This is a genomic window from Bradyrhizobium daqingense (genome assembly GCF_021044685.1).
Lineage (GTDB): Bacteria > Pseudomonadota > Alphaproteobacteria > Rhizobiales > Xanthobacteraceae > Bradyrhizobium > Bradyrhizobium daqingense.
This window is the reverse complement of the sequence record NZ_CP088014.1, coordinates 3,535,980-3,548,888: the sequence shown is the minus strand read 5'-3', so window position 1 is coordinate 3,548,888 and position 12,909 is coordinate 3,535,980. Positions and strand designations below refer to the sequence as shown.

Here is a 12,909-nt window from a genome sequence, read left to right as displayed (position 1 = left end):
CAATCGCAGCACAGGCGGATGCAAGCGCGCCTATCCCGTTCCCGTTGACCGTCGCGATGCCCGCGCAGCACATTGCACCTCGCCATAACCAGCGAGCGCGCGATGTCCGACATATCAAGCACCGCCGAAACGGCTTACGCCGACGGCAAGATCCTCAAGCACACGACCCGCGGCGTCGGCGTGATCACCTTCAACAACCCCGACAAGCGCAACGCGATGTCGCTGGAGATGTGGGAGGGGTTCGGTGCGGCGCTGACGAGCCTGCGCGACGACGACACCGTGCGCGTCGTGATCCTGCGTGGCGCAGGTGGCAAAGCATTCGTGTCAGGGGCCGACATCAGCCAGTTCGAGAAGACTCGCCATAACGCGGCGGCTTCAGAGGAATATGCCAGGCGCAGCGCTGCCCAGCGCGCGCTGCTCGCCGACTATCCCAAACCGACCATCGCCTGCATCCAGGGCTTTTGCCTCGGCGGCGGCATGCAGGTCGCGATGCTTGCCGATATCCGCATCGCGTCGCACGACAGTCAGTTCGGCATTCCCGCCGCCAGGCTCGGCATCGCCTATGGTTATGACGGCTTGCGGCACCTGGTGTCGCTGGTCGGACCGTCCTGGGCACGCTTGTTGATGTACACGGGCATGCGCATTGATTCCGCCGAGGCACTGCGCATTGGCCTCGTCGAGCGCGTGTTCCCGGTCGACGACCTCTGGGCCGAGACCATGGGGCTTGCGCACGCCATTTCCGAAAACGCGCCGCTCGCGATCAAGGCCGCCAAGATCACCATCGCGCAGGTTCTGAAGGACGAGAGCCAGCGCGACATGGACGCGATCAAGGCGATCGGCAATGCCTGCATGGACTCTCAGGATTTTCGCGAGGGCCGGCAGGCCTTTATGCAAAAGCGCAGGCCCAAGTTTCAGGGCCGCTGAAGCAAACCATCGTTCGAGAAGATGACCCGCGGGCCACCTTTTCTTTGGCTACAGCTTCTTTGATCAAAGCGCGGCGAGTACCGCCTTCGTGATATCGGCAGTGCCGTTGCTGCCGCCGAATTCCATCGGCTTGATGCCGCCGGCATAGACCTGGTCCACCGCACGCTCGATCGTCTCGCCGGCCTCGGCTGCGCTCTCGACGCCGTGCTTGTCGGCAAGCCAGTCCAGCATCATCGCCGCCGACAGAATCATGCCGGTGGGATTGGCCTTGCCCTGCCCCATGATGTCCGGCGCGGTGCCGTGGCACGGCTGGAACACGGCGTATTTGTCGCCGATGTCGGCCGACGGCGCCATGCCGAGGCCGCCGATCAGGCTCGCGGTGATGTCGGAGACGATGTCGCCGAACATGTTCTCCATCACCATCACGTCGAAATCCCACGGCCGCTTCACCAGCATCGCCGAGCAGGCATCGACATAGAGCCGGTCGGTCTTCACATTGGGATGCTTCTTCTCGATCTCGTCGAAGATGCCGCGGAAGAAGGCAAACGCCTTGAACACGTTCGCCTTGTCGACGCAGGTGAGCGCACCCGGCTTGCCGCGCGCCTTGCGCCGTTCGGCGAGGCGGAACGAGAACTCGAACAGGCGCTCGGACGTCCTGCGCGTGATCACCATGGTCTCGCGCGCGTCCTCGTGGGTGACGACACCCTTGCCCATCGAGGCGAACAGGCCTTCGGTGGACTCCCTGACCACGACGAGATCGATGCCGCGCGTGTCCGCGCCGACAATCGGGCTCGGCACGCCCGGAATGAGCCGCGCCGGACGCACGCCGGCGTAGAGATCGAAAATGAAGCGCAGCTCGATCTGCGGCGCGATCTCGGTGTTATCAGGGTAGCGGACCGACGGCAGCCCGCAGGCCCCGAGCAGGATCGCATCCGCCTCCTCGCACAGCTTGATGGTCGAGTCGGGCATCGACTTTCCGGTGGCGAGGTAATTGTTGGCACCGGCCGGCGCCTCGGTGAAGCGGAAGCTCAGGCCTGATTTCTGCTCGACCTTGCGCAGCACCTCGAGCGCCGGCGCTATGACTTCGGGACCGATGCCGTCACCGGCGAGCACGGCAATGTGGAAGGCGTTGTTTGCGGACATTGGGATTCCTACTCTCTCCACCGTCATGCCGGGCTTGACCCGGGCATCCACGCCTCGATGCCGTTTCCGTGGTCAGACGTGGATGGCCGGGTCAAGCCCGGCCATGACGACAAAACGAACCATGGATACTACGGCGTCAGCACCGTGCGTCCGACCACCGCGCCCTGCTGCAACTGCACCAGCGCATCGTTGGCCTTCGCGAGCGGTGCCGTTGTTACCGGGATCGGCGGCACCTTCTTGGTGCGCACGAGATCGAGCAACTCCTGCGTCTCGCGCAGATTACCGACATAGCTGCCCTGGATCGTGATGGCCTTGATCGGAATCAGCGGCAGCGCCCAGGTCGCGCCGCCGCCGAACAGGCCGACGATCACGAGCTTGCCACCCTTGGTGAGGCAATCGAATCCGAGTTGCGTCGTCGCGGCGTTGCCGACGAGGTCGATCACGGCCCGGATCGGTCCGCCCGCCTTCTTCGCAAGCTGCTCCAGCGCATCCGGCGCCTTGGGATCGACCGTCGCAAGCGCACCGGCCTTCTCCGCCGCCTCGCGCTTCCTGGCGTCGATGTCGACCATGATCGCGCCCTTGCCGCCCATCGCCTTTAGGAGCGACAGCGCCATCAGGCCGAGGCCGCCGGCACCGAACATCACGATCGGCGTATTGAAATGCGGCTCGACCTTCTTCAGCGCGCTGTAGGTGGTGACGCCCGAGCAGGCATAGGGCGCGGTCGTCGCCGGGTCGAGCCCCTTCAGATTGAGCAGATAGCGGGGATGCGGCACCAGCATGTGATCGGAATAGCCGCCGTCGCAATAGACCCCGAGCGAGCGCGGCGTCAGGCACATGTTCTCGTCACCGGCCAGGCACGTCGCGCACTTGCCGCAACCGATCCAGGGATAGACGAGGCCGACATCGCCAAGCTTGAGATCGCCCTGATCGGTCGGCTTCACATCGGGACCGAACGCGAGAACCTCACCGACGGTCTCATGGCCCATGGTCAGCGGCAGGTTGATGCCGCGATCCTTCAGCGACAGCGGCTTGCGGCCATGGCCGAGATCGTAGCCACCCTCCCAGATGTGGAGGTCGCTGTGGCAGACGCCGGCGGCCTTAACCCTGATCAGCACCTGCGTGCCCGACGGCTGCGGCGTCGCCTCGTCGACCTCCTGCAGCGGCGCCTTGAAATCGGCAACCTTGAAACTCTTCATCGGCGTCCTCCCGCATGCTTCTCGTTGTCGCGTCACCATGCCATGGCCGGCAAGGCGAGACAAACCGGTCTTAGTTCAGGCCAGCGGATGGTGGCAAGCGGCGAACTGGCCGGGCGCGACCTCGCGCAACTCCGGTATCTCCGCGCTGCATTGCTGATCGGCGCGCGGACAGCGGGTGCGGAAGCGGCAGCCGGACGGCGGCGCAATCGGCGATGGCGGCTCGCCGGCCGCCACACTCTCGGCGGGACGCACGTCCGGGTCGGGCACGGGGATCGCCTGCAACAGCAGCCCGGTATAGGGATGTGCAGGCCTTGCGAACAATTGCTCCGAGGGCCCGACCTCGCAGAGCCGGCCGAGATACATCACGGCGACACGGTCGCTGACGGCTTTGACCACCGCAAGGTCATGCGCAATGAACAGCAGCGTCAGACCGAAGCGCGCCTTCATCTCCTCCAGCAGGTTGAGGATTTGCGCGCGGATGGAGACATCGAGCGCCGACACCGGCTCGTCGCAGACGATGAACTCGGGATTGATCACCAGCGCGCGCGCGATGCAGATGCGCTGGCACTGGCCGCCGGAAAATTCATGCGGCAGGCGGCCCGCCACGAGATCAGGATCGAGCCCGACCGCGGAGAGCACCTCGTGCACCCTACGCTTGCGCTCGACGGCATCCTTGATCCCCGCGATGATCAGCGGCTCGGCGACGATGTCGCCGATCCGCCGACGCGGATTGAGCGAGGCGATCGGATCCTGGAAGATCAGTTGCACGCGGCGGCGCATCCTGCGCAGCGCCTCGCCCTGCATCGCGGTCAGATCCTCGCCGTCGAACATCACGCGGCCGGATTTGGCGCGGCGCAATTGCAGCACCGCGCGCCCCAGCGTCGACTTGCCGCAGCCGGATTCGCCGACCAGCCCCAGCGTCTCGCCGCGCGCGACCTCAAGGCTGACACCGGAGACGGCGTGCACCGTCTTGTTGCCGAGGCCGTATTCGACCACGAGATTGTCGACGTTGAGCAGCGGCGCGGGGCGCACGGCAAGTTGCATCATGCGCCGATCCCCTCGGCCATCCGGATCGGATGGAAGCAGGCATAGAGATGATCAGCCATCTCGGCGCGCTTCAGCTCGGGCTTGGCCTCATGGCAGCGCCCCGCGGCATAGCGGCAGCGCGGCGCAAAGGAGCAGCCCTTCAGCGGCCGGGTCGGATCGGGCGGGCGGCCGGAGATCGCCGGCAGGGGCGTATGCGGCGCGGCTTCCAGCTTCGGGATCGCCGCCAGCAGCGCCTCGGTGTAGGGCATGTGCATGCGCTTGAAGAGTGCAGATGTCGGCGCGCGCTCCACCACCCTGCCCGCATACATCACCGCGACCTCATCGGCGCGGCCGGCGACGACGCCGAGATCGTGGGTGATGATGATCATCGCCATGTGCCGGCGGCGCTGCTCACGCGCCAGCAGATCGAGAATCTGCGCCTGGATGGTGACGTCGAGCGCCGTCGTCGGCTCGTCCGCGATCAAGAGCTTCGGCTCGCAGGACAGCGCGATCGCGATGGCGATGCGCTGGCGCATGCCGCCGGAACATTGATGCGGATATTGCGCGAGCCGCTGCTCCGGCGCCGGAATGCCGACGGCCGCCAGCAGCTCGATGCTGCGCTTCTTCGCCGCCGGGGCATCCAGCTCGAGATGCTCCTGGATCGTCTCCATCAACTGAGTGCCGATGGTCAGCACCGGGTTGAGCGAGGTCATGGGATCCTGGAACACGACGGCGAGATCGCGTCCGCGCAGACGGCGCAGGCGTTCTGGATCGAGCCGCACCAGATCCTCGCCGTCGAACATCACGCGTCCGGTGAGTTTTGCCTTCTTCGGCAGCAGCTGTAGCACCGCCCGCGACAGCATGGTCTTGCCGCAGCCGGATTCGCCGACGATGCCGAGCGTGCGGCCGGCGTCCAGCGCGAGATCGACATGATCGACGGCGCGCAAATTGCCGCGTGGCGTCGGCAGCTCGACCGCGACGTCCTCGATGGTCAGGAGCGGGCCGCTCACAGCGCCCCCTGGCGCGGGTCGGTCAGCGCCCGCAAAGTATCACCGACGAGATTGAAGGCCAGCACGGTCAGGAACAGCCCCGCCGCCGGCAGGAAGGCGAGCCGTGGGGCGACGTCGAGACTCTCGCGTCCCTCGCCGATCATGCTGCCCCAGCTCGCCATCGGCGGCGGCACGCCGAGGCCGAGAAACGACAGCGCACCCTCGACCACGATGGTGACGGCGACGCCGAGCAGGAAGAAGGCGAGCAGCGGCAGGATCACGTTCGGCAGGAGCTCGCGCAGGATGATGCGGGCATGGCTGGCGCCCAACGCCTCCGCGGCGATCACGAATTCGCGCCGTGCCAGCGTTAGCGTCGCCGCGCGCGCCACGCGCATGAAGGCGGGAATCCCGAGCACGCCGAGGATCATGGTGAGATTGGGAACGGATTGGCCGAGATAGGCGGTCACCGCAAGCGCGAAGATCAGCGGCGGAAAGGCCAGCAGCACGTCCATGCTGCCGACCACCAGCGTCTCGAACCGGCCGCGAAAATAGCCGGCAAAGAGACCGAGGGCGCCGCCGAAAATCAGGCTGATCATCGGCGCGATCAGCCCGACCGTCAGCGAGACGCGCGCGCCGAAGATCAGCCGGGCCAGCTCGTCGCGCCCGAGCCCGTCGGTGCCAAGCCAATGCTCTCTAGAGAACGGCGCCCGACGCTCCAGCATGTCCATGTCTACAGGATTCTGCAGCGGCAGCACCGGCGCCAGGATTGCGAGGGTGAGAATGACCGCGAGCCAACAACTCGCCAGCCAGAACAGGACGCCGAGCTTGCGGCTGCGGCGAGCAGGCGTGACCGCCTCGTCTTGAAGTGACAGCTCAAGCGTGGCCATGGCGGATCCTGGGGTCGAGCACGGCGTAGAGCATGTCGACGATGAAGTTCACGATGACGAAGCCGCAGGCGACCAGTAGCACCACGCCCTGGAGGATGACGAGGTCGCGGGTGTAGATCGCGCCGACCAGCAGCCGGCCGATGCCAGGCAGCGCAAAGATCGATTCCACGATCAGCGTGCCGCCGAGCAGGCGACCGATATTGATCCCCGTCACCGTCACCAGCGTCAGCGACGATGGCTTGAGCGCATGCACGAACAGGATGCGCGCGGGCGTGAGGCCCTTGGCCTTGGCGAGCGCGATATAGTCCTCCTGCAAGGTCGCGATCATGTCGGAGCGCAGCACCCGCATGATGCCCGGCCATTCCGCCAGCGCCAGCGTCAGCGCCGGCAGCACGAAGAAGCGCAGGTTCGCGAGCGGCGCCTCGGTGAACGGCACGTAGCCCGTCGCCGGCAGCCAATGCAGCTCGACCGCGAACAGATAGATCAGCAGGATCGCGGTGAGAAAAGACGGCATCGACAGCATGGCGAAGGCGCCGCCGGTCATGAAGCGGTCGAACGCGCCGCCGGCGCGCGCGGCGCAGGCGATGGCGAGCGGCACGCCGATCAGGAGCCCGATGAACTCGGCCATCAGCATGAGTTGGAGCGAGACGGGGATGCGCTCGGCCACCGCCTGGAGCACCGTCTGGCCGGTGCGGAAGGAACGGCCGAGATCGCCCTGCAGGACGTGACCGAGCCAGCTGAGATAGCGCCACCACAGCGGCTGATCGAGGCCCATGTCACGGCGCAGCGCCGCGACGTTTTCCGGCGTCGCCTGATCGCCGAGGATGACGAGCGCAAGATCACCCGGCAGCAGCGACGCGATCAGGAAGGTCAGCAACGACACGGCGAGCAGAACCGGCAGCATGGCAAGCAGCCGCCGAACGACGAAGTTCAGCATCGCACGTTCATTCCAGCCAGGTGGTCGATACGTCGATCACGCCGTTGTACATCTTCGGAAAGCCTTTCAGCCTGGCACTCGACAGCGCGTAATAGGTATTCTGGAACGTCCAGAACCAGATTGCCTCCTTGTTGATCAGGCGGCTGATCGCGCAATAGTCCTCGGTGCGCTGGCTGAGATCGGCCGTGACGCGGGCGTGGTCGAGCAGCCGGTCGAGCTCCGGATCGCTGAAGTTGGACAGCGCCAGCGGGCTGCCGCTGCGGAAATTGGCGTACATCTGCGGATCGGGATCGGCGAGATCGACGATCCGCCACGGCGTCAGCTGGAATTGGCGGGTGAAGGCACGCGACGGAATGGTGGCCTGGTCGACCTGCTCGATCTCCATATTGGCGCCGACGCGCTTCCAGAACTGCTGGAGCACCTGACCGATCATGCGGCCGCGCGGCGTCGCGGTCACCAGCATCTTGAACTCGACCGGCTTGCCGTAATCCTTGATCAGCGCCTTGGCCTTCTCGACATCGAACGGCAGCGCGCCGTCGTCCTTGCACTTGACCCAGGAGCCGTCGCCGTAGGGATTGGTCGCGGGACGGCTCAGGCCGTTGCTGATCGCCTGCGACATTTTCGGACGGTCGACCGCCATCACCAGCGCCTGCCGCACGCGGACATCGTCGAACGGCGCCACCTTGGTATTGAAAGCATAGACGGCCGCGCCCGAGCCCTTGTAGGTGTGCACGGTGAGCTTGGGGTCCTTTTGCGCCTTCATGATGTTGTCGGCGTCGTTCTCGTCGTCCCAGATGATGTCGGCCTCGCCCGACTGCAGCGAGGCAAAGCGCGACTGCGCGTCGGGCAGCGGCTTCAGGATGATGCGGTCGAGATAGGGACGGCCCTTGTCCCAATAGTCCGGGTTCTTCTCCAACACCATGCGGTCGCCGGCGGACCAGGATTTCAGGATGTAGGGGCCGGTGCCGACGGGATTGCGGTTGTAATCGTCGCCCTTGGTCTTCCAGGCGGTCGGCGAATGAATGACGTTGTTGGAGCTCTGGATGGTGATCACCGCCGGCCAATTTATGGAGGGGTCGGTGAGATTGTAGACAAGGGTGTAGTCATCCGGCGCCAGTACCTCCTTGACGTTGGTGATGTAGAAGGCGCAGCGGCACTTGTTCGCGGGGTTTTTCTGCCGGTCGAAGTTCTCCTTCATGGCCTGCGCATTGAACGGCGTGCCGTCGTGGAATTTCACGCCCTGGCGCAGCTTGAAGGTCCAGCTTTTGTAGTCGTCGGAGTGCGTCCAGGAAACTGCGAGCTTGGGTGCAGGCTCGCCTTTGTCGTTAAGCGTGGTGAGCGTGTCGAAGATCGCGGCGGCAGCGGTGTTGGTGGACGTGTCGTAGACGCCCACCTTCAGCGGATCGAAGCCCGGAATATCCAGCTCCTGCCCGACTGTGATGCTGCCGCCCGATTTTTGCGCTTGCGCCGGCGTTGCCAGTGCGAATGCCGCAACAAGGAAAATCGGCACGCACATGCGTGCCACCGCAGCTGCCTTCGTCATGGTTCCTCCCGGGATCCCTCGTCCGATGTTTCGGATCGTTGAATGACTGGGAAGCGAGATTGACGATAAATGCACGCGACGGCAAGAGGAACGGGCGCGGCCGCGAACGCCGCATGTGCGGCGCAATGTGACTCAATTTGTCGCGGCTGTTTTGCCTGGCGAAACTGGCGCATCCCTTGCGAGGCCGAACTCCTCGCGCAGTGCGTCCGTATGCTCGCCGAGCACGGCCATCCTCCTGGCGGGCGCGGTATCGGCTCCCGACATCCGGAACGGCACATTGAGCACCTGGAACGAGCCGCCTTCGTCCTGTACGGTTGAGAACGCCTGCCGATGTGCGAGCTGCGGATCGGCCATCGCTTCCGACACCGTGCGATAGGCGGCGGCGGGGACGCCGGCCGCGCCGAGCGCGGCAAGGCATGCGTCGGTCGTGAGCTGCCGTGACCAGGCTTCGACGCCGTCCATCATCTCGACCCAGTTCTCGCGGCGCGCGGCGTAGGCCGAGAAGCGCGGATCTGAGATCCATGCGGGACGGCCGATCACCCCCATCAGGCCCTGAAACGTCTTCTCGCTGGCGACGGTGATCATGACGTAGCCGTTTCCCGTCTCGGTCGGCCCGAACATCGGACGCGGCGGCGGCTTCACAGCGAATTGCGAAGTCTGCAACTCGGTCAGCGTCAGCGACAGCATCGTCTCCAGCATGGAGACGTCGATGTGCTGGCCAAGCCCCGTCACCGTGCGCTGATAGAGCGCGGACGCGATCGCGCCGAAACCATAGGTGCCGGTGACGACGTCGGCATGATAGATGCCGCAATAATCGGGGCGATTGCGGCCGGGCTGGTAGGCGAGATGCGCCATGTCGTAGCCGGAGGCGGCGTGGATCACCGGCGCATAGGCCGGCAGCTCGGCCGAGGGGCCGGTCTGGCCGTAGCCCGAGATCGAGCAGTAGATCAGCTTCGGATTGACCTGGCGCAGGCTGTCATAATCGAGCCGCAGCCGCTGCATCACGCCGGGACGAAAGTTCTCGACCAGGATATCGGCGGTCGCCGCCAGCCGGCGCACCGTCTCCTTACCGTCCTCGGATTTGAGGTCGAGCACCAGGCTCTTCTTGCCGACATTGAGCTGACCGAAGGCGGTGCTGCACCCCTGGCGCAGCGGCGGCCGGGTCCGCATCGTCTCGCCGCCGTCGGTCTCGATCTTGATGACCTCGGCGCCCATGTCGGCCAGCATGCGCGTGCAATGGGGACCGGCGATCGTGGTCGAGAAATCCAGGACCCGCAGGCCCGCGAAGGCTTTTGTCGTCGTCCCCTCATGCTTATCTGCTAGCTGCATTCCTGCCTGCGTCCTTGGGCTCTTAGGAACTATCGAAGTTCTCTGTTGTTGATGCGGCGACCCTAGAGGGCGGCGGCTGAGTAGGAAAGTGTTTACCGAACAGACGTGCCGCGTGGGCGGGCTTTGATAATTCCAGGACAACTGGACCCGTTCTTGCATAGCAGCAAACGGGATCGACAGAGGGCAGCTGTTCTTGAGGGTCTTGTTCGTCACGACAGAGATGGACGACTTCGTCCGTGTGGGCGGACTTGGAGCCGTTTCCGCTGCCCTGCCCCGCGCCCTTCGCTCCTTTGCCGATATCCGGATCATGTTGCCGGGCTATCGCGACATCATCGAGCAACTCACGCATATTCAGATCGTTGGCCGCTGCCCGGCTTTCGCGGAGATGCCGGCCTGCTCGCTCGGGCGGGCCGCAACCAAGGACGGCCTGCCGGTCTACGTGCTGTTGTGCTCACAACTCTACGACCGGCCCGGCAATCCCTATGGCGATGAGTCCGGGCGCGACTGGCCCGACAACGACATCCGCTTCGCGCGCTTTGCCTCGGCAGCCGCTGAGCTGGCCATGGGCAAGCTGGACAAGAATTGGGCAGCAGACCTGATCCATGCCAATGACTGGCAGGCCTCGCTGGTGCCGGCCTATCTCGCCTGGCGCGGCGCCAAGCTGCCGTCGATCCTGACCATCCACAACCTCGCCTATCAGGGCCTCTTCCCGAAGGACTCGCTGCGGCGGATCGGCGCACCGGAGAGCTCCTTCCACATCGACGGCGTCGAGTTCTATGACCAGGTCTCCTTCCTCAAGGCCGGACTGGTCTACGCCTCGCATCTCACCACCGTCAGCGGCACCTATGCCCGGGAGATCACGACGGAGGAATTCGGCTGCGGTCTCGAAGGCCTGCTTCGCGTCCGCTCCGACGCCGCCGAGCTCACCGGCATCCTCAACGGCATCGACGAGAGCTGGGACCCGCGCTCCTGCGCCCAGCTCGCCCAGCAGTTCGGCGCCGGCGACTGGGTCGGCAAGAAGGCCAATGCGGATTACGTTCGCAAGCAGTTCGGGCTCGCGGTGTCGCGCGGCCCGATGTTCGGCATCGTCGCCCGCCTCGTGCACCAGAAGGGCATCGACCTCGTGCTGTCGGCCGCCGACGAGATCGTCGATGCCGGCGGGCAGATCGTGGTCACCGGCTCCGGCGAGCCGGCGCTCGAACAGGCCCTGATCGACGCGCATCGCCGCCGCCCCGACGCCATCGGCGTGGTGATCGGCTTCAACGACGCCCAGGCGCGCCGCATCTTCGCCGGCAGCGATTTCACTCTGATGCCCTCGCGCTTCGAGCCGTGCGGCCTCAGCCAGATGTACGCCCAGCGCTTCGGCTCGCTGCCGATCGGGCACCAGACCGGCGGCCTCGCCGAAACCATCAGCGACGGCGAGACCGGGTTCCTGTTCTCGAGGCCCTCGCGCGAATCCTTCCTCGGCGGCGTCCGCCGCGCCTTCGAGGCCTTCATGGCCCAGGACCAGCTCGACACCATGCGCCGCAGCGCCATGGGACGCTCGTTCTCCTGGAGCATCTCGGCCGGCAGCTACAGCGCGCTGTACCGGAAGCTGGCCTCCGCGTGAGGCGGAGGCGTTTTCTTCATCATTGCGAATCCCCTCGCTCACCGCCGTCATTGCGAGGAGCTCTTGCGACGAAGCAATCCAGAATCCCACCGCGGCGACAGTCTGGATTGCTTCGCTGCGCTCGCAATGACGGTGTTGGACGAGTGCCCGCCTCACGCCTCTCACGTGCCCCGGACGCAGCGCAGCGTCTCTTCGACGGTGCGCTGCAGAGCCGGGGCCCATGTGTCTACGGAGCTCGCGGCCCCTGGGTCCCGGCTCTGCGCCGCAACGCTCGCGCGTTGCGGCTTGTCCGGGACACGAGAGAGACTCACCTCTTCCCGCGCGCATCCATCTGCGGCCGTCCGATCCAGAGCCGATTGAGGCTGCGGACCATCCAGTCGGGCTGTGGTTCACCGCGCAGCCGGGCCTGCGCTTCCTGATAGGGGCCGACATAGCGCAAGCGGTCCGGCAATTTCGGATAGACGCACCTTATCCATCTCAGCGCGTTGTCCGCCGCCCTCTCGTCGCGCTCATCGAGCTCGAACCCGAAGCCGGCCCGCAACCGCTCCGGCAACATTCTTGCCGTGAGCGCGCGATACCAGCGCGGCGGCCGCAGCCAGGGACGCGCGCCGCTGAAGATTTGCGCGGCGATCTCGCGCGCCGCCGCGCTGACGGTCAGCGTCTCAGACTGAGCCATCGCCGCGTTGTAAGCTGCGAAGCCGGCCCAGTCCGCGGGCAGATCGTCCCTGGTCAGTCCGAACAGGGCGCCGTACAGCCGGCTCTCGGTCCAGTAGCGCTCGCGCTCCGCGCTCGACAGCGGCGGCAGAACGAGGTCATGCGCCATCAGCGCCGTCTCGACAAGCGTCGCATGAACCCAGCACAGCGATGGGACGTCGTTGGCACAATAGCGCGAGCCCGCCGCGAACGGGCCGACGGTCTCGGGCATCGCCCCAGCGATCATGCCGTGACGTCGATGCAGTTGCCGCGACGACAGCAGCGCCCGATCCAGCGAGCCGAACACCATGGCGAAGACGATGTCGAAGGTGCGATGAAAGCGGCCGATCGGGTCGGCAAGGGTCTTCGAATGCTCGGCGATGGCGGCGGCGACCCACGGATGCGCCAACTGCAGCAGCAGCGCACGGCCGGCGCCGAGGAAGATCACGGCCTCGCGGTCGATCTGCCAGGTCAGCGTGTCAGGGCCGAACACGCCGGCCACCGGTCCCGCCGCACGAGCGCGGACCTCCTCGAGGGCCGCTTCCAGATCTTTCTCGGACACCACTTGCAGGATCTTTCGGCTGCGACGAGACCGAACGATCCGCAAGGCCTGTGGCAATTCGATGAACGGCC

The 12,909-nt window shown here is 65.7% G+C and carries 11 protein-coding genes; 2 read left to right on the top strand and 9 right to left on the bottom strand.

The annotated features are described in order from the left end of the window. Nucleotides 1-102 precede the first annotated feature (102 nt). Complete coding sequence (locus LPJ38_RS16960) at nucleotides 103-924, top strand: enoyl-CoA hydratase (protein WP_145628152.1); 822 nt, start codon at nucleotides 103-105, stop codon at nucleotides 922-924. Between the two features lie 63 nt (nucleotides 925-987). Here the strand turns inward: LPJ38_RS16960 and LPJ38_RS16955 are convergent, their stop codons facing one another. From LPJ38_RS16955 to LPJ38_RS16920, 8 genes are all read right to left on the bottom strand, one after another. Then, on the bottom strand, nucleotides 988-2,067 hold the full coding sequence (locus tag LPJ38_RS16955) for an isocitrate/isopropylmalate dehydrogenase family protein (protein ID WP_167520205.1): 1,080 nt from the start codon (nucleotides 2,065-2,067) through the stop codon (nucleotides 988-990). Nucleotides 2,068-2,195: 128 nt separating this feature from the next. After that, nucleotides 2,196-3,263, bottom strand: a complete 1,068-nt coding sequence (locus LPJ38_RS16950) for an alcohol dehydrogenase (protein WP_145628156.1) — start codon at nucleotides 3,261-3,263, stop codon at nucleotides 2,196-2,198. Between the two features lie 75 nt (nucleotides 3,264-3,338). Next, the gene (locus LPJ38_RS16945; RefSeq protein ID WP_145628158.1) at nucleotides 3,339-4,310 is read right to left on the bottom strand and encodes an ABC transporter ATP-binding protein; all 972 of its coding nucleotides are present in this window, start codon (nucleotides 4,308-4,310) and stop codon (nucleotides 3,339-3,341) included. Then, nucleotides 4,307-5,299, bottom strand: a complete 993-nt coding sequence (locus LPJ38_RS16940) for an ABC transporter ATP-binding protein (protein ID WP_145628160.1) — start codon at nucleotides 5,297-5,299, stop codon at nucleotides 4,307-4,309. Before LPJ38_RS16940 ends, LPJ38_RS16945 begins: the two co-directional genes overlap by 4 nt. Next, nucleotides 5,296-6,165, bottom strand: a complete 870-nt coding sequence (locus tag LPJ38_RS16935) for an ABC transporter permease (protein WP_145628162.1) — start codon at nucleotides 6,163-6,165, stop codon at nucleotides 5,296-5,298. Before LPJ38_RS16935 ends, LPJ38_RS16940 begins: the two co-directional genes overlap by 4 nt. After that, a complete protein-coding gene (locus tag LPJ38_RS16930; RefSeq protein ID WP_145628163.1) occupies nucleotides 6,152-7,102 on the bottom strand; it encodes an ABC transporter permease in 951 nt (316 codons plus the stop codon). Before LPJ38_RS16930 ends, LPJ38_RS16935 begins: the two co-directional genes overlap by 14 nt. A 7-nt stretch (nucleotides 7,103-7,109) precedes the next feature. Then, entirely contained in the window at nucleotides 7,110-8,645 is a 1,536-nt protein-coding gene (locus LPJ38_RS16925; protein WP_145628166.1) for an ABC transporter substrate-binding protein, read from the bottom strand. A 132-nt stretch (nucleotides 8,646-8,777) separates the two neighbouring features. Next, entirely contained in the window at nucleotides 8,778-9,974 is a 1,197-nt protein-coding gene (locus LPJ38_RS16920; RefSeq protein WP_145628168.1) for a CaiB/BaiF CoA transferase family protein, read from the bottom strand. 193 nt (nucleotides 9,975-10,167) lie between these two features. Here LPJ38_RS16920 and glgA point away from each other — a divergent pair, with 193 nt between their 5' ends. Continuing rightward, nucleotides 10,168-11,583 carry a glycogen synthase GlgA gene (gene glgA, locus LPJ38_RS16915; RefSeq protein ID WP_145628170.1) on the top strand — a complete coding sequence of 472 codons (1,416 nt, stop codon included), beginning with the start codon at nucleotides 10,168-10,170 and terminating at the stop codon, nucleotides 11,581-11,583. A gap of 307 nt (nucleotides 11,584-11,890) precedes the next feature. On the opposite strand, the gene LPJ38_RS16910 is transcribed toward glgA, so the two are convergent. Next, a complete protein-coding gene (locus tag LPJ38_RS16910; RefSeq protein ID WP_167520206.1) occupies nucleotides 11,891-12,841 on the bottom strand; it encodes an oxygenase MpaB family protein in 951 nt (316 codons plus the stop codon). Between the last annotated feature and the right edge of the window lie 68 nt (nucleotides 12,842-12,909).